This is a genomic window from Sphaerisporangium dianthi, assembly GCF_042654065.1.
In the GTDB taxonomy this organism is placed as follows: Bacteria; Actinomycetota; Actinomycetes; order Streptosporangiales; family Streptosporangiaceae; genus Sphaerisporangium; species Sphaerisporangium dianthi.
In genome coordinates this window covers 66913-83443 of sequence record NZ_JBHSFP010000032.1, presented here as the reverse complement: position 1 = coordinate 83443, position 16531 = coordinate 66913, and the positions used below count along the sequence as shown (strand labels likewise).

Below are 16531 nucleotides of genomic sequence, written 5' to 3'. Positions count from 1 at the left end.
GGAGGGTCATGATGGAAGGATGAAGCTCACCAAACACGGCCACGCGTGCGTCCGCCTGGAGAAGGACGGCTCCACCCTGGTCATCGACCCCGGCGGCCTCACCGAGGAGTCGGCGCTGGACGGAGCCGACGCCGTGCTCATCACGCACGAGCATTTCGACCACCTTGATGCCAAGCGCCTCGCCGCCCTGCGCCCGGACGTCCAGATCTGGACGTGCGCCGCGGCCGCCCAGCAGCTCGACGGGCTGAGCGCGAAGGTGAACATCGTCGGGGAGGGCGACTCGTTCACGGCGGCGGGCTTCGAGGTGGGGGTCCTCGGCCGCGAGCACGCGCGCATCGCCTTCGACGTGCCCGTCGTGCAGAACATCGGCTTCCTTGTCGACGACGAGGTCTTCCACCCCGGGGACGCGTTCACCCTGCCCGGCCGTCCCGTGGGCACCCTGCTCACGCCGTCCAGCGGCCCGTGGCTGAAAGCCGTCGAGATGGTCGACTACCTGCGCGAGGTGGCGCCCCGGCGCGCCTACTCCATCCACGACGGGCTGTACAACGACATCGGGCTCATGCTCGTCGACAACATCCTCACCCGCCGCGGCGAGGCTCAGGACGCCGACTTCCGGCGCCTGGCGGTCGGAGAGAGCGTCGAGCTGACCGGCTGACGGACCGGGCTGACGGACCGGGCTGACGGACCGGGCTGACGGACCGGGCTGACAGGTCAGGCCGACGGGCAGCGGTGACGGCCGGGCGTCAGGAGGATGAGGCGATGGTGGCGGACCCGAGGACGACGTCTCCGCTGTAGAGCACGGCGGCCTGGCCCGCCGCCACGCCTGTGGCCGGGCTGTCCAGCTCTATGTGGAGCACCTCACCGGAGAGCTGGGCACGGCAGCCGTACACCTCGCCGTGGGCGCGAAGCTGCACCTGACAGGCCAGCGGCTCGACCGGCCCGGCGACCGGGCCGTTCCAGACCGGGCGCTCGGCCACGATCGAGCCGACCGCGAGCGACGAGCGGGGGCCGACCGTCACCGTGTTCGACACGGGCTCGATCGACAGCACGTACCGCGGGCGGCCGTCGGGCGTCGGGCGGTCGATGTGCAGGCCCTTGCGCTGGCCGACGGTGAAGCCGTACGCGCCGGCGTGGGTGCCGAGGACGGCGCCGGACTCGTCGACGATCGGGCCGCTCTCGGCGCCGAGCCGCTCGGCCAGGAACCCGCGGGTGTCGCCGTCGGCGATGAAGCAGATGTCGTGGCTGTCGGGCTTGTCGGCCACCGTGAGGCCACGGACGGCGGCCTCCTCGCGGACCTCGGCCTTCGTGGAGCCGCCGAGCGGGAAGATCGCGTGCGAGAGCTGCTCGCGGGTGAGGACGCCCAGGACGTACGACTGGTCCTTGCCGGAGTCGACGCTGCGGCGCAGCAGGCCGTCCTCCAGCCGGGCGTGGTGGCCGGTCGCCACCGCGTCGAACCCGAGCGCGAGCGCCCGGTCGAGAACGGCCTCGAACTTGATCTTCTCGTTGCAGCGCAGGCACGGGTTGGGGGTGCGGCCGGCGGCGTACTCGCTGACGAAGTCCTCGACGACGTCACGATGGAACCGCTCGGCCATGTCCCAGACGTAGAAGGGGATGCCGATCACGTCGGCGGCGCGCCGGGCGTCCCGGGAGTCCTCCAGCGTGCAGCAGCCGCGCGCGCCGGTGCGGTAGGACTGCGGGTTGCTGGAAAGGGCAAGGTGGACGCCCGTCACGTCATGGCCGGCCTCGGCGATGCGGGCGGCCGCCACCGCGGAGTCGACGCCGCCGGACATGGCGGCAAGCACACGAAGACTCATAACACTCCTGAGATTACCCGCCCGCCGACGCCGCCCGGCTCCTCGGACTCGGGCTCATGTTCGCGTTCGCGGCGGACACCTGGGAGGATCCAGGGCCATGGGACTGTTCGGACGGAAGAGCGAGCCGGGTCGGCCCGCCGATGCGATCGCCGGCTTCTGGGCGTGGTGGGCGAGTTCCCGGCCGAAGGTCGAGGCACTGCTGGAGGCCGGCGACTCCGAAGGGCTCGCCTCTGAGCTCGCCCCGGCGGTCGCCGCCGTGAGCCCCGAGCTGACCTGGGAGATCACTCCCGGGCGGGCGGCGCTGCGCGCGCTGATCGTCTCCTCGGGCGGTGACCCCGAGCTGCGGCCGCTGGCCCATCGCTGGGCGAATGCGGCGCCTCCGGCGGACGCCCTGTGGGAGTTCCTCCCGTCCCGGCCCGCCCGCTCCGACGCCGCCGACCTCACGCTCGAGGTCGCAGGGCGAGAGCTCGGAATGGACAAGATGGTGCTCGGCCTGCGGGTCCCCAACGGCGCACCGCGCATCGACGTCGCCGCCTATCACCCGATATTTCCTGACCTGGATGACGAGACCCGCATGGAGGCCACCCTCCTGGCCCTCGACCGGCTGCTCGGCGAGGACGAGGTCGCCCGCTGGGTGGGCGACATCACCGCCGCCACCTTCCAGCCCATCGACGCCGTGGCCGCCGTCCACCTGCCCGCCGTCGTGTCCGACCTGGCCTCCGAGTTCGAGCACGAGCAGTGGGCCCTGCTCGAGGGCCGCACGGCCGCGGGGACGCGCCTCATCGCCGCCGCCCGCCACCCCCTGCGCCCTGTCGACCACCCCTTGCTCGACGAGCACATCGCCATCACCCTGCCCTACACCGAGTCCGACGAGGACGGCCTGCCGGACGGCGGGTCGGCGTCGGCGCTCCGCGAGTTCGAAGAGCGGCTGTCGGCCCTGCTCGACGGGCTCGGCGGTGCGGCCGTCCTCACCGTGCACGTGAGCGCCGAGGGCACCCGGGTGCTGCACATCTACGCCGACCCTGCCGCCGGCGCGCCGGCCCAGCTGGACAAACTGGTCTCCACCTGGAGCGAAGGCCGGCCGAGCGTCGACGTCGACGAGGACCCCGGCTGGATCGCCATCTCCCCCTTCCTGAGCTGAGCCCGCACGACGCCTCCGGCGCGGCTCTCGACCTGGATCCCGGGTCTCAGCCTGTGGATCGCGGGGTGGGATGAGCTGAGAGGGCCTGGGCTATCCAGGTGTGGGCGATGGTCTGCGGCGGCGGCCAAGGAGTGTTTCGGATCTTGGCGACCAGCTCCCAGTGGCGGACGGCGCGCGGGTCGTGCTCCTCGTACGCGCGCGTGAGCGTGCGCCGGAACCCCGGACCGTCCGCCGCCACGCCGTGCATCTCCGCCAGCAGGGCGACGACCCGGTCGAGGATCGGCTCGGCCGCGGCGGACCCCGGCTCGACGCCCTGGTCGACGGCGGCGAGCGCGGTGCCGGCGATCTCCTCGTTGACCTTCCGCCAGCCGTCGAAGTCGGTGTCCTCGCTGCGGTCGCGCCTGTCCCAGAAGCCGGAGTCGTCCCGCCGCAGGACGGCCCGGTAGTCCTCGTCGGAGAGCAGTTCGGCCAGCTCCAGCCACGCGTCGAGCTGCTCGATGGTGGGCTCGGGCGGCAGGTCGGGCACCATGGCCTCGCGCAGACCGGTGAGCCACCGCTCGCGGGCCCGGTTGCCGCCGCCCACCTCGGAGACGAAGGCGTCCATCAGCGCCTCGCGTTCGGCGGCGCCCAGGCGGCCGAGGCTGTTCAGCCTGCGCAGGTCGGTCTCGCTTGGCTCGCCGCGCTCCAGGGTCGCGCGCAGCACGGCGCGGGTGCGCTGGAGCGCCGTGAGCTGGGTCTCCACCGTGCGGAGCTGGAGGGAGAGCACCTGACGCAGGTCACGCTCGCCCAGGTCACGGATCGTCGCGAGGTCCACACCGACCTCGCGGAGGGTGCGGATGAGCTCCAGCCGGGCAAGGTCCTCCTCCCCGTACAGGCGGTAGCCGGCGGCCGTGCGGTCGCGCTCGGGCAGGACGCCCACGTCGGAGTAGAAGCGGATGGTCTTCACCGGCAGACCGGACAACCGGGCGAGCTGCCCGATCGTGTACCCGTCGCGTGGCGCCATGCCTCGGCTCCGTTCACGTCCCAGAACGTCAGTTCCGTTCGAGTCTCCAGCGACTGGACACTTTACCGTTTGCGACATGGTCAAGAACAAGATCACCAGAGCCGCCGGAACTTACCGTGAGATCGACACGACACAGAGTGATTGAAGGCGCCACCCACGCGTGGCGGGTGCGGTCAGGTGAGGCCGGCGCGGCGGGCGCGTTCTACTACGGGGGCGATGACCTTGACCAGTTCCTCCACATCGGCCGGTGTGGAGGTGTGGCCGAGGGAGAAACGCAGTGACCCTCGTGCGCTCAGGGCATCGGCGCCCATGGCGAGCAGCACGTGGGAGGGCTGGGCGACGCCGGCGGAGCAGGCAGAGCCGGTCGAGCACTCGACTCCCTTGGCGTCCAGCAGCATCAGCAGGGCGTCGCCCTCGCAGCCGGGGAAGGAGAAGTGGGCGTTGCCCGGCAGGCGCTCGTCCGGATGACCGTTGAGCACGACGTCCGGGACGGCCTGGCGGACCCCGGTGATCAGCTCGTCGCGCAGGGCGCGCAGCCGGGCGGCCTCGGTCTCCTGGCGCGCCACCGCGACGCGCACGGCGGTCGCGAAACCGGCGATCGACGCGGCGTCCAGGGTGCCGGAGCGGACGTCGCGCTCTTGACCGCCGCCGTGGAGCACGGGCATCGGGTCCACTCCCCGGGCGAGCAGCAGCGCCCCGGAGCCGACCGGGCCACCGACCTTGTGCCCGGAGATGGTCATCGCGTCCACGGCGGACGCGGAGAACGACACCGGCAACTGCCCCACCGCCTGGACGGCATCGGTGTGGAACGGGATGCCGTGCTCGCGGGCGATCGCCGCCAGCTCCGTGATCGGCTGGACGGTGCCGACCTCGTTGTTGGCCCACATCACGCTGACGAGCGCGATGCGATCGGGGTCCTCCCCGATGGCGGCGCGCAGCGTCTCGGGGTGGACGCGGCCGTGTTCGTCGACGGCCAGGAGCTCGACGCGGGCGCCCTGCCGCTCGGCCAGCCAGTGGGCGGGGTCGAGGGCGGCGTGGTGCTCGACCGCGCTGATCAGGACGCGGTCGGCTCCGGATGACGCCTGGCGCGCCCAATAGAGCCCCTTGATGGCGAGGTTGTCGGCCTCCGTGCCTCCGGAGGTGAAGACGACCTCGCTCGGCCGCGCCCCGAGCGCGCCGGCGACGGCCTCGCGCGACTCTTCGACGACCCTGCGGGTGCGGCGGCCCGCCGCGTGGAGGGACGAGGCGTTGCCGACGTGCGTGAGCTGCGCCGTCATCGCCTCGATGGCCTCGGGGAGCATCGGCGTGGTCGCCGCGTGGTCTAGGTAAGCCATGGCGTACTCCAGAGTACCTAGTTTGAGAGCTGTACCGTCCAGCCGGTATAGTTGCGGTCGTGAGGAAAGACGAGCTTTTGAACGCGGCGGAAGAGCTGCTGGCCGACCAGGGGGCCGCATGCCTCACGCTGTCGGCCGTCGCAGAGCGGGCCGGCGTGAGCAAAGGCGGTCTTCTCTACCACTTCGCCACCAAAGAGGCACTGATCAAGGGCCTCATCGAACGCCTGATCGCCGACTTCGACGAGCTGGTCGAGGCCCAGGGCGAGGGCTCCTACACCCGCGCCTATCTCGCGGCCACCATGGCGGCCGTCCGCAGCGGACGGCTGAGACGCTGGGCCGTGGTCACCGGCGCGGCCGGGGACCCTCTGCTTCTCGCGCCGCTGCGCGAGGCGATGGCCCGCTGGCATCGCGAGGGCATGGAGTCCGAGCCCGACCCGATGGCTGCGCAGATCATCCGGCTCGCCTGCGAGGGCCTGTGGGACGTGGCGACCCACGACCCGGGCATCTACGGCGAGGCGCAGTTCGAGGAGCTGCACCGGCGCCTCCTGGCCCTCCTGCCGAACCCATGACCGCTCAACGCCCTCGTCACCCCGTCCCGGCGCCCGTCACATTATGAGCGCCCTTTCCGGCTGAACCCCGGAGAGGGCTCTCAGCGCGGCCCCGCACGCCCCGGGCGTCCATCGTGCCCGGGAGTCGCTCCCCCGCCGACGGTGCGCCCTGGTGATCGCGCGTCTGCCGACGACGTGCTCTGAGGATCGCGCGGCCAGTGCGTTCCCGTGCCCGTCGGTATGCCTGGCGATCGGTCGTTCGCGTCTCCATGGTGCGCTCTGGTGACCGGTCGTTCGCGTCTCGATGGGGTGCTGCGGTGATCGGTCATTCGCGTGTCCACGGTGCGCTCTAGTGATCGGGCGGCGGCGGTCGTCGCCTCGTCCACGGTGATCCGGTGATCCTCCCGCATCCCTTTCGGTGTGCCCTGCCGCTTCTGGCCGGGAATGCCGTGGGGCCCCGGGCGGTTCGCCTCGGACGCGGCCTTGCGGCTCCCGCCGGACGGCGTCCGGGCCGCCGTGGACGTCGCGCCGAGCCTGCGCGGGACGTCCGCCACCAGGCGTGACGCGGAGCTCTCCCCCCAGGTGCGACGCGGGGCTCCCCCGAGCGTGCCCCAGCGCCGGCCGCCGCGCGCCCGCCTTCGCCCACTCCGCCCTTCGCCCACTCCGCCCTTCGCCCACTCCGCCCTTCGCCCACTCCGCCCTTCCCCCTGCTCGTCCGTCCCCTGCTCGTCCGTCCCCTGCTCGTCCGTCCCCTGCTCGTCCGTCCCCTGCTCGTCCGTCCTCTGCTCGTCCGTCCTCTGCTCGTCCGTCCTCTGCTCGTCCGTCCCTCCGTCCTGACACCGCCCGTCGCGCACGGGCCGGGTCGCGTGCGGCCATCCCCCCGGGCCGCCATCCGCGACCGTCTCCACCCGCGCAAGAAGATCTTGAAAGGAACCTGTGATGACCCGCGAATTGAGGATGGCCCGCTCCAGGGCGATCCTCACCTTCGTCCTCGCCGGCCTCATGTGCGGCACGTTCACCGTGCGAATCCCCGCACTGACCGACAAACTCGGCATATCCGAGGCGTCGGTCGGCGTCGTCCTGCTGGCCTGGGGGCTCGGGGCACTGGTGACCATGCAGTCCATGCGGGGCGTGATGGCACGGACGGGCAGCCGCGCCGTGCTGCGGGTCGGAGCCCCTCTCTGCGCGGCCTCCCTGGTCGGGCTCGCCTTCGCGGCCACGCTGCCCTGGCTGATCGTCGCCGCGGTGCTGTTCGGCATGGCGTTCGGCGCCGTCGACGTCGCGATGAACGCCCAGGGCTCCGCCGTCGAGCGGGCCTACGGACGGCCGCTGATGAACGGCATGCACGCCGGATGGTGCGTCGGCGCCATGGGGGCCGGCCTGCTCGGCACGCTCGCCATCGCGCTCGGGGTGTCGTTCACGGCGAACCTCACGCTGGTCGCGCTGGTCTCGGCGCCGGTGGCGTACGTCCTGAGCCGCGGCTTCCTGCAGGACCGGGCCCCGGCGGCGGAGCAGGGGTCGGGGCACGCGGGCCAGGACTCGCGCCGGTCGCGGCGGCTGCCCGCCGTGGTGTACCTGCTCGGCGCGATCGCGTTCGGCGCGTTCATGGTCGAGGGCGCGGTCGCCGACTGGAACGGCCTGTTCCTGCGGAACGTCATCGGCGCCCCTGAGGCGGTCGCCGCGCTGGGATATCCGATCTTCGAGGCGGGCATGCTGATCGCCCGGGTCACCGGTGACCGGCTGCGCTCGTTCGCCGGCACCCGCCGCCTGATCGCGGCCTCCGGGCTCGGCACGGCCGTCACGTTCACCCTGGTGATCACCACGTCGTCGCCCGTGGTCGCCGTGGCCGGGATGGCGCTCATCGGCCTCACGGTCGCCACCGTGTCCCCGATGGCGCTCTCGCTCGCGGGCACGTCCACGCCCATCCCGGGGCCGGCGATCGCCCAGACCGGGGCCATGGGGTACGCCGGCCTGCTGCTCGGCCCCGTCGTGATCGGGTTCGTGTCCCACGCCACGACGCTGCGGCTCGCGCTCGGCGTGGCCGTGGTCCTCGGCGTGCTCATCGCGGTGGCGGCCCGTTTCCTGCCGCGCGAGGAGTCCCGCCTGGACGCTCGGGCGGCCCGGCGGGCGTCCGATCCGCCGGGCGCCGCACAGGCCCCGCGGGCCGCCGCGCGGCCCTCGGCGACGGCGGGCCTCCCGGCCTCGGCGGGCCTCCCGGCCGCCTCGGGCGTTCCCGCGCCCGCGGTCGCCGAGCCGCTGGAGCTGGTCGCCTGACGTCCAGCGGTCCCGGACGTGGAACGGCGCCGCACCCGCTGCCGAGCGGGGTGCGGCGCCGTTCCGTCGTGAGCCCGTGCGGGCTACTTCCGCTTGTCCACCTCTTCGGTGAGCTGCGGGACGATCTGGTGCAGGTCGCCCACCACGCCGAAGTCGGCCAGCTCGAAGATCGGAGCCTCGGGGTCCTTGTTGATCGCGATGATCGTCTTGGCGGTCTGCATGCCGGCCCGGTGCTGGATGGCCCCGGAGATGCCCGCCGCGATGTACAGCTGCGGCGCGACCGTCTTGCCGGTCTGCCCCACCTGGAACTGGTGCGGGTACCACCCGGCGTCCGTGGCGGCGCGCGAGGCGCCGACGGCGGCGCCGAGGACGTCGGCCAGCTTCTCGATGATCGCGAAGTTCTCGGCCGAGCCGACGCCGCGGCCACCGGAGACCACGATGGCGGCCTCGGTGAGCTCGGGGCGGGCGCCCTTCTCCTGCTTGACGCGGTCGACGACCTTGGCGGCCTTGTCGGCGTCCGACAGCGTGACCGTCACCTGCTCCTCGGCGGCCGCTCCCGCGGACGGCTCGGGGGCGGTGGCGTTCGGGCGCACCGCGATGATCGGAGTGCCCTTGGTGACCCGGGAGTGGACGTTGACGCCACCGCCGAAGATCGACTGCTCGGCGACGAAGCCCTCGGCCAGGCCGACCGCGTCGGTGATGACGCCGGAGTCCGTCTTGATCGCCAGGCGCCCGGCGACCTCTTTGCCCTCGGCGGTCGCCGCCACCAGGACCCCCGCCGGAGCGGCGGAGGAGACGAGCTGCGCGAGCAGCTGCGCCTTCGGCGCCACGACGTGGTCGGCGATCTCGGCGGCGTCGGCGAGGTAGACCTTCTCGGCGCCGTACTCGGCGAGCCTCGCCTTGGCCTCGGCGGAGTAGCCGGGACCTGCCCACACCGCGGAGGGCGAGCCGAGCGTGCGCGCGAGCGTCAGCAGTTCGAGGGTGACCTTCTTGACCTCACCCTCGACGTGCTCGACGAGAACCAGAATCTCAGCCATCGGTCGCCCTTCAGATGAACTTCTTCGACGCGAGGAAGTCGGCGGCCTTCGAGCCGCCGTCGCCCTCGTCCTTGACGATGGTGCCGGCCGCGCGCGGCGGGGCGACGGCGAACTCCGCCACCTCGCTCCAGGCGGCGGGGAGGCCCACCTGGGCGGCGTCGACCTCGGCGTCGGCGACGCCGAAGGTCTGCACCGGCTTCTTCTTCGCGGCCATGATGCCCTTGAAGGACGGGTAACGCGGCTCGTTGATCTTCTCGACCACCGAGACGACGGCGGGCAGCGAGGCCTGGACCTTGTCGTAGCCGTAGTCGGTGACGCGCTCGATCGTGATGGCGGACCCGTCGACGTCGACCTTGCGGGCGAAGGTGAGCTGGGGCGTGCCGAGCCGCTCGGCCAGCATGGCGGCGAGCACGCCCATGCGCGCGTCGGTGGACTCGGAGCCGAGGATGACCAGGTCGAAACCGATCTTCTTCAGCGTCTGGGCCAGGGCGTAGGACGTGGACAGCGCGTCCGAGCCGTGCAGGGCGTCGTCGACCAGGTGGACGGCCTTGTCGGCGCCCATGGCCAGGGCCTTGCGTATCGTGTCGGTGGCCTTGGCCGGCCCCATGGTGAGCACGGTCACCTCGCCGCCGTGGGCCTCCTTGATCTTGAGTGCCTCTTCGACGGCGTACTCGCACAGCTCGTTGATGACCCCGTCGGCGGCGTCACGGTCGAGCGTGTTGTCCTTGCTACTCAGCTTGCGCTCGGTCGCCGTGTCGGGGACCTGCTTCACGCAGACGACGATGTTCATGGCCGGTGGCCGACCTCCCGTGTCACAGGCGCCGCCGCATCGCTGGGCCGGCGCCGATTGATCGGCACGTGCGCGCGGGGTACGCACACGTCGTACGCGCCGCTCCGGTGACGGGCACCGGAGCCGCATTCAGACTGTCATGCGCCCGGGGACGCGATGACGCCGGGTGGGCAGAGACGATCTCCGTACCGGCAGCTCATCCCTTACCTCCCTTAATGTACCTAGAATTAGTTACTCGTCAGTAGCTTAGCGGCGTACTCGCAGCGTAGGACCTTCGGGGCCCGTACAACGTGGCCTTCCCACCATACCGAACTATATTCCAGTGCCTTGTCCGACCCGCCCTGCGTCCCACGGCCGGGCCGGGGCCTCCGGAGCCGCGCCGAGGCGTCCGGGGCGCGGGCAAGGGCATCCCCTTGGGGATCACCCCGCGAAGGCCACCGTCACCAGCACGAGCAGCGCGGTGACCAGGGCCAGCAGCAGCGTGAAGGGGCTGAACAGCGCGATCAGCACCGCGTACAGACCGACGGCGCCCGCCCCGCTGACCAGGTCGAAGACCACGCGCCTCCGCGCTCCGGCCATCACGCCGGCGCCCGCGTCCACCAGCACGCCGACGCCGTAGGCCGAAAGGACCAGCAGCGACATCTCGGGAACGTACTGGTGGGCCGCCGCGGCGACCAGGCCCGAGACCACGCCCGACCCCACGACCCAGCGGCGGCGCACCTTGTCCCGGTGGCGCGCACGCGCGTCCACCTCCTGGCCTGCCGTCTCGCGGCTCTGCGGCCGCCACTCCTGGGTGGGAGGCTCAGGGGCCGCCGGGCGGCGGCGCCGTTCGGCGGGCACCGGCGGCGGGGCCGCGACCCCCAGCCTGACGCACAGCTCGGCGGCCGTCGGACGGGCCGCGGGATCGCGCGCCAAGGACTCCCGCAGCAGCGGCGCCAGCCAGGCCGGCGCCTCGTCGAGGTCGGGGTCGTGGTGCACGACGCGGTAGGCCACCGCGGGCGGCGGCCCCGTCCCGTACGGCTGGCGCCCGGAGGCGGCGTAGGCGACGGTGGCGCCCCAGGCGAACACGTCCGCCGCGGGGCTCGCCTCTCCGCCGGAAAGGACCTCCGGCGCGAGGTAGCCGGGGGTGCCGAGCACCGCGCCCGGGGCCGTGACCGACGGCGAGTCCAGCGCGCAGGCGATGCCGAAGTCGATCACGTGCGGCTCGCCGTCGGCCAGGATGACGTTCGCCGGTTTCAGATCGCGGTGCACGACGCCGGCCGCGTGAATGGCCGCCAGAGCCTCGGCCAGCCCGCCCGCCAGCCGCGTGAGCTCCTCGCCGCGCAGCGGCCCGCCCTCGGCCAGCACCGCGCCGAGCGACCGCCCCTGGACGTACCGGGTGACCAGGAAGGGGCGCGGACCGGTGAGCTCGGCGTCGAGAACCTCGGCCAGGTGAGGCCCGCGCACCCGGCGCATGGTCTCGACCTCGCGGGCCAGCCGGGCGAGCGCCGCCCCGTCGGCCGCCACGTGCGGATGGAGCACCTTGACCGCCACCGTGCGGCCCTCGGGGTCCAGCGCCAGGTGGACCTCGCCGAAACCGCCCGCGCCGAGCCGCGACAGCAGGTGGTACGGCCCGAGCCGATCGGCGGTGCTCATGTCACTCCTTCCGGCCCCCCGTCGCCTGCCTCGGTGCGGTCACCTGCCCCAGAAGGCCAGGAAACCCAGGCCGAGGTTCTTCAGCAGGTCTTCGACCAGGCCGCCGATGAGGCCGGTCGCGCTGCTCCTGGCCTGCGCGCTGAGCGCGTCGATCGCGTGCGAGGGGGGCTGCCAGGGGACCCACGACGGGACGGCCGACATCGCGGTCACCACGGTGAAGAACGCCAGCGTGCCCACGATGATCGTCGCGATCATGCCCGCGCCCGGGCTGCGGATGACCGCGGTCAGCGTGCGGGCCACGGCCTTGCGGGGCGCGCCGCCGCCGGGCAGCAGGAACAGGCCGACGACGAACGCCGAGGCCCCGTACGAGGCGGCGAGGTCGGTGCCCATGCCGCCGGCGAAGTGCAGGCCGCCCCAGACGCACAGGGCGAACATCGCCGCCAACGGCGTGACCAGCACCGTCGTCAGGGTGGCGCGGATCAGCGCCCAGGGGGTGCCGAGCACGGCGAGCAGCGGGTCGCTGGCGCTGTTGCCCCGGATGGACCGCCGCTGGGCCAGGTCGCTCCAGAGGTGCTCGCCGACGCGCAGGCACAGCACCACGACGACCATGAGGACGCACATCAGGACGGGCAGCAGGCGCGCGCTCGCCACGCCGACGGCCAGGAGCAGTGCGGCGAGCACGGGATGACCGGCGCGGTAGCGCGGACGGTCGGGCTCGGGACGCCGCTCGGGGCCGCGGGCCCCGGCCGCGGGGGCGTAGGGGTCCGGACCCTGGGCCGGCGGGTACGCCCGCGGCGGCTGGGCCGCGGGCGGCACGCCGCCGCGGGTGGGCGCCGGATAGGCGGGCGGGGGCGGTCCGGCCACCCGCTGGTCGGGATAGGGCACCGGCGCGTACTCGCCGGGCGGGGCGTAGGGCGCGGGAGCGTATCCCGGCGGGGGCGGGGGAGTGTATCCCGGCGGAGGCGGCGCGTACGCGCCCGGCGCGGCGGGCGGCGGCGCGTCCGCGCGGCCGCGCCTGCGTTCACGCTCGGGCGCGGCGGCGTACCGGACGGGGGGCAGCAGGTCGGAGTAGCTGTCCTCGGAGGCCGGCTTGGTGCGCTTGGTCGGCGCGAGGCCGTCCTCGCGGCCCGCGGCGCCGAGAATCGAGGTGCCGTCGCCGCCGTTCAGCACGTGGGTGGCGTCCGGGGCGGCCCCTCCGGCGGGCTCGCCGCCGAGGACGCGGGTGCCGTCGGGCATCCGGCCGTTGACCTGCGCACCGTCCAGCCGCCTGGTGTGGCCCGGGGGCGCGGCGGACTCCTGCAGGGCCGTCATGTTCGGGTCGAGCGACCTCGCCATCGCCAGCAGGCGCTGGGCGTTCGGCCGCTCGGCGGCGTTCACCGCGAAGGCGGCGCGCAGCCAGCCGCGCAGCCACGGCGGCGCCAGGTCGATGTTGGCCCGGCCCTCCATGATGTTGTAGCAGACCGACTCGAAGGTGCCCGTGCCGAACGGCGGCTTGCCGGTCGCGCCGAAGAAGACGGTGGCGGCCAGGGCGTGCACGTCGGCCGCCTGGGTGATCTCGTCATCCCTGATGATCTCGGGCGCGAGGTATCCGGGGGTGCCGACGAACATGCCGGTCTGGGTCAGCCTGGTGGCGTTGACCAGGTGGGCGATGCCGAAGTCGATGACCAGCGGATCGCCGCCGACCAGCATGACGTTGGCCGGCTTGAAGTCGCGGTGGATGACATCGCCGGCGTGGATGGCGATCAGCGCCTCCGACAGGCCGCGCGCCAGCCGCACCACCTCGCGCTCCGGCAGCGGGCCGTCGGTCAGGACGGTCTCCTCCAGCGTCCGCCCCGGGGCGAAGCGCGTGACGATGTACGGCGTCGCGCCGGTGAGCTCGGCGTCGAGGACCTCGGCGACGCGCGGGCTGCGCACCCGGCGCATCGTCTCGACCTCGCGCGTGAGCCGGTCGCGCGCCTTGAGGTCGGCCGCGACGTGCGGGTGCAGCACCTTGACGGCGACCTGCCTGCCCTCCTCGTCGAGACCGAGGTGGACCACGCCCATGCCGCCTTCGCCGAGCCGGCGGAGGAGCCGGTAAGGCCCCAGTCTGTCCAGCGTCTCCGGCACCGTTTCCCCCGTCATCCTGTGTTGTTCCGAAGCTCTTCCAAGCGGCGCAGCCAGGTGTCCACGTCCACAGGACTCCAGACTGCATCGCCCAAGGGCATGACGAGCGTGCCGGCCGCGTAAAGTGCCGCGAGCACGGCGACGACGCCGAGTATCCAGGTCAGCGCCGTGACGGCGCCTCTGGCGGGGAACGCGGCGGCGAGCGTCCTGCCCATCTGGCGGCCCGGGCCCTCCACTCCCGGCCCCGCGCAGATGATCCAAAGAGAGACGGCGACCCCCCAGCTCAGGGCGGTGCCCGGCGGGATGCTGTCGACCAGGAAGGTCAGCACGAGCGTCACGGGCACGCCCAGGATGAGGGCGTAGGGCACGAGCGCCAGCGTGACCCCGACGGACTTCAGCAGCGCCCCGGGATACCCGAGCACGCGCAGCACGTCGCCGGCGGCGGCCTCGGCGCGGCGCCGGGTGGCGAGCGCCGGCTGGGCGATGTCGGCCGCCCTGAGCAGCACGGTGGCGGGGATCACGAGCACCGCGACCACGACCGGCAGCGCGACCGCCGCGCCCACGGCGATGATCAGCGCCAGCACGCCCGCCACGGCGTACACCGCGGAGCGCGGCGTGCCGTCCGCCTCGACGCCCCGCCGGCCGAAGTCGGGCGTGGCCTCGGGCGGCAGGTGCACCGTCGGCACGTACGGCGGCGCCGGCTGCGCCGAGTGGCGGATGTGCGGGGTCTGCTCGAAGATCTCGGAAGACTGGTCGAACAGCGCGTGGTGGTACGGCCGCCCGCCATGCCCGCCCTGCGCGGGGAAGCCGGACGAGGCGGGCCCGCCCGGCGCGACCGGCCCGGGAAGACCGGACGAACCGCGCGAGCCGGGCGCCACCGGGCTCGCGGCACCGTGCGAGCCCTGGGCGCCCGGCCCTCCATGGGCGCCGGACACGCCGTGGGCGTCCGAGGGATGACGGGAACCGTGGGAGCCGGGCAGCGGGGCGGCGCCGGGCAGGCCGGCGGCACCGGGCTGAGCGCCGGGGTCGGCACGGTAGATCTTGGCCTTGGCGTCGATCTCGCCCAGTTCGTCGGGCCGCACCCGCCTGGTGGGCACCTCGCCCTGGTCGAGCGGCGCCGGACGGCCGCCCTCCCACGGGCGGGACCCGGCCGGCGGGGCGTACCGGGTGGGGACCTCACCCTCAGCCTGGCCGGCGGCCCCGGACGTGCCCGGGGCGCGCTCGAAGGCGATGCCGGCCTTGCGGAGCTCCTCGCCGGTCACCCGCACCGTCGGCCACGGGTCACCGGCGGCGGGGCTCTGCGGCGCGTCGCCGAGCAGCGAGACGAACTCGTCTCCGGGACGGGCCTCCCCCGTGCCGTGACGCGGGCCTGGTGCGGCGGCGCCCGGACGCGACTCCGCCGGGACGACGCCGGGGAAGCCGGCGTACGGGGTGGGCGTGCCGAGGGCAGGCTCGGGCGGGACGGCGCCGGGACGGGCGCCGGACGCCGCGGCGGCTCCGGGAGGCGCCTCGGGGGCGGCGGTGCCGGCACGCGAGCCGGACGACGCGCCGGGGTGGGAGCCGGGCGGGACCGTGCCGAGACGAGGGTCGGGACGCGGGTCGGCGGACGGGGAGAGCCCCGCCCCCGGCGGCTCGGCGCGGAGCGGCCCTGGGTGGGACAGCGACGTCCCCGTGACCGGCGCGCCCGACATGTCAGGAACGGTGCGGATGTCGTCGGGCACGCCCGGACGCCCTTGCGGCGTGCGCGGCGGCACCAGACGGGACAGCTGCGTGGCCAGCTCGGCGGCTCCCGGCCGCTTGGCCGGGTCGCGGTTGAAGGCGGCGCGCAGAAGAGGGCGGATGACGGCCGGGGCCGCCTCGACGTTGGCCCGGCCCGCGGTGATGTTGTAGAAGACCATTTCGAGCGTGCCCTTGCCGAAGGGCGGGGCGCCCGTGGCGGCGTAGAGCATCGTGCCTGCCCACGCGTGGACGTCGACCTCCGGCCCGGCCTCGTGGCCTTCGATGATCTCGGGCGCGAGGTAGCCGGGCGTGCCGATGAACATGCCGGTCTGGGTGAGCCTGGTGGCGTCGACGGCCTGGGCGATGCCGAAGTCGATCAGCACGGGCTCGCCGTCGAGCATGAGCACGTTCCCGGGCTTGAGGTCGCGGTGGATGACGCCGGCGGCGTGCACGGCCGCGAGCGCCTCGGCCACTCCACTGGCCAGCCGCAGCAGCGCGCCGACGTCCAGCGGGCCGTCCTGCTTCACCGTGTCGTCCAGGGGCCTGCCGGGGACGTAACGCGTCACGATGTACGGACGGCTGCCCGTCACGTCGGCGTCGAGCACCTCGGCGATGTGGCTGCTGCGCACCCTGCGCATGGTCTCGACCTCGCGCGCCAGCCTGCGGCGCGCGACGTCGTCCCCGGTCACCTCGGCGCGCAGCACCTTGACGGCGACCTGCCTGCCCTGGGAGTCGAGCGCGAGATGCACCACTCCCATGCCGCCTTCACCGAGCCGCCGGAGCAGCCGGTAGGGGCCCAATCGGTCGTCATGATTCATCTGATCTCCGGCGGTGCCCCGGCATCGATGACCGGAGGAAAGCGCCTTGCTCCAATTGTCATGGTTCGCTCACTTTGTGCAATGCCCATACCGGAAAAGCCCGGTCGGCGAATCATGGCATGGCACACCGACGGATCCGCTCGGCGCGAAACCTCGCGCCGTCGTGGACGGCAACCCCCACTGCCGGCCCCCCGACCGGCGATCTCGCGGAGGCGGCCGCCGGTCTCGTCCTTGAGCCCGGCGCGGAGACCAGAGCGCTGCGCGCGCTCGCGGCCGTTGACGGCACGTAGCACCATACCGGCTTAAACCCCGCCC

At 73.5% G+C, this 16531-nt stretch carries 12 protein-coding genes; 4 read left to right on the top strand and 8 right to left on the bottom strand.

The features are described 5' to 3' along the window. Positions 1 to 19: 19 nt before the first annotated feature. A complete protein-coding gene (locus tag ACFO60_RS32690; protein WP_380848323.1) occupies positions 20 to 655 on the top strand; it encodes an MBL fold metallo-hydrolase in 636 nt (211 codons plus the stop codon). An 88-nt stretch (positions 656 to 743) separates the two neighbouring features. Here ACFO60_RS32690 and mnmA read toward each other — a convergent pair whose 3' ends face one another. After that, positions 744 to 1814 carry a tRNA 2-thiouridine(34) synthase MnmA gene (gene mnmA / locus ACFO60_RS32685; RefSeq protein ID WP_380848320.1) on the bottom strand — a complete coding sequence of 357 codons (1071 nt, stop codon included), beginning with the start codon at positions 1812 to 1814 and terminating at the stop codon, positions 744 to 746. A gap of 97 nt (positions 1815 to 1911) precedes the next feature. Here mnmA and ACFO60_RS32680 point away from each other — a divergent pair, with 97 nt between their 5' ends. After that, entirely contained in the window at positions 1912 to 2955 is a 1044-nt protein-coding gene (locus ACFO60_RS32680; protein WP_380848317.1) for a DUF695 domain-containing protein, read from the top strand. 46 nt (positions 2956 to 3001) lie between these two features. Here the strand turns inward: ACFO60_RS32680 and ACFO60_RS32675 are convergent, their stop codons facing one another. After that, on the bottom strand, positions 3002 to 3958 hold the full coding sequence (locus ACFO60_RS32675) for a MerR family transcriptional regulator (protein ID WP_380848314.1): 957 nt from the start codon (positions 3956 to 3958) through the stop codon (positions 3002 to 3004). 173 nt (positions 3959 to 4131) lie between these two features. After that, entirely contained in the window at positions 4132 to 5292 is a 1161-nt protein-coding gene (locus ACFO60_RS32670; protein WP_380848311.1) for a cysteine desulfurase family protein, read from the bottom strand. Positions 5293 to 5351: 59 nt separating this feature from the next. Here ACFO60_RS32670 and ACFO60_RS32665 point away from each other — a divergent pair, with 59 nt between their 5' ends. Together ACFO60_RS32665 and ACFO60_RS32660 are read left to right on the top strand one after the other, a co-directional pair. Beyond that, complete coding sequence (locus tag ACFO60_RS32665; RefSeq protein ID WP_380848308.1) at positions 5352 to 5861, top strand: TetR/AcrR family transcriptional regulator; 510 nt, start codon at positions 5352 to 5354, stop codon at positions 5859 to 5861. A 918-nt stretch (positions 5862 to 6779) separates the two neighbouring features. Beyond that, positions 6780 to 8114: an MFS transporter gene (locus tag ACFO60_RS32660; RefSeq protein ID WP_380848305.1), complete on the top strand. Its 1335-nt coding sequence runs from the start codon at positions 6780 to 6782 to the stop codon at positions 8112 to 8114. An 83-nt stretch (positions 8115 to 8197) separates the two neighbouring features. Here the strand turns inward: ACFO60_RS32660 and ACFO60_RS32655 are convergent, their stop codons facing one another. The 5 genes from ACFO60_RS32655 to ACFO60_RS32635 all read right to left on the bottom strand — a co-directional run bounded on the left by ACFO60_RS32655 (position 8198) and on the right by ACFO60_RS32635 (position 16216). After that, a complete protein-coding gene (locus ACFO60_RS32655) occupies positions 8198 to 9151 on the bottom strand; it encodes an electron transfer flavoprotein subunit alpha/FixB family protein (RefSeq protein WP_380848302.1) in 954 nt (317 codons plus the stop codon). A 10-nt stretch (positions 9152 to 9161) separates the two neighbouring features. Next, on the bottom strand, positions 9162 to 9941 hold the full coding sequence (locus ACFO60_RS32650; RefSeq protein WP_380848299.1) for an electron transfer flavoprotein subunit beta/FixA family protein: 780 nt from the start codon (positions 9939 to 9941) through the stop codon (positions 9162 to 9164). A gap of 420 nt (positions 9942 to 10361) precedes the next feature. Then, on the bottom strand, positions 10362 to 11576 hold the full coding sequence (locus tag ACFO60_RS32645; RefSeq protein ID WP_380848296.1) for a serine/threonine-protein kinase: 1215 nt from the start codon (positions 11574 to 11576) through the stop codon (positions 10362 to 10364). Between the two features lie 39 nt (positions 11577 to 11615). Beyond that, entirely contained in the window at positions 11616 to 13697 is a 2082-nt protein-coding gene (locus tag ACFO60_RS32640) for a serine/threonine-protein kinase (protein ID WP_380848293.1), read from the bottom strand. Further along, the gene (locus tag ACFO60_RS32635) at positions 13694 to 16216 is read right to left on the bottom strand and encodes a serine/threonine-protein kinase (protein ID WP_380848290.1); all 2523 of its coding nucleotides are present in this window, start codon (positions 16214 to 16216) and stop codon (positions 13694 to 13696) included. The genes ACFO60_RS32640 and ACFO60_RS32635 overlap by 4 nt, the downstream gene beginning before the upstream one ends. Positions 16217 to 16531 lie beyond the last annotated feature (315 nt).

Bases quoted from the DNA above. Each gene is read 5' to 3' on its own strand.
- ACFO60_RS32690 (WP_380848323.1), top strand. From the start codon at position 20: ATGAAGCTCACCAAACACGGCCACGCGTGCGTCCGCCTGGAGAAGGAC.
- mnmA (WP_380848320.1), bottom strand. From the start codon at position 1,814: ATGAGTCTTCGTGTGCTTGCCGCCATGTCCGGCGGCGTCGACTCCGCG.
- ACFO60_RS32680 (WP_380848317.1), top strand. From the start codon at position 1,912: ATGGGACTGTTCGGACGGAAGAGCGAGCCGGGTCGGCCCGCCGATGCG.
- ACFO60_RS32675 (WP_380848314.1), bottom strand. From the start codon at position 3,958: ATGGCGCCACGCGACGGGTACACGATCGGGCAGCTCGCCCGGTTGTCC.
- ACFO60_RS32670 (WP_380848311.1), bottom strand. From the start codon at position 5,292: ATGGCTTACCTAGACCACGCGGCGACCACGCCGATGCTCCCCGAGGCC.
- ACFO60_RS32660 (WP_380848305.1), top strand. From the start codon at position 6,780: ATGACCCGCGAATTGAGGATGGCCCGCTCCAGGGCGATCCTCACCTTC.
- ACFO60_RS32655 (WP_380848302.1), bottom strand. From the start codon at position 9,151: ATGGCTGAGATTCTGGTTCTCGTCGAGCACGTCGAGGGTGAGGTCAAG.
- ACFO60_RS32650 (WP_380848299.1), bottom strand. From the start codon at position 9,941: ATGAACATCGTCGTCTGCGTGAAGCAGGTCCCCGACACGGCGACCGAG.
- ACFO60_RS32645 (WP_380848296.1), bottom strand. From the start codon at position 11,576: ATGAGCACCGCCGATCGGCTCGGGCCGTACCACCTGCTGTCGCGGCTC.
- ACFO60_RS32640 (WP_380848293.1), bottom strand. From the start codon at position 13,697: ATGACGGGGGAAACGGTGCCGGAGACGCTGGACAGACTGGGGCCTTAC.
- ACFO60_RS32635 (WP_380848290.1), bottom strand. From the start codon at position 16,216: ATGAATCATGACGACCGATTGGGCCCCTACCGGCTGCTCCGGCGGCTC.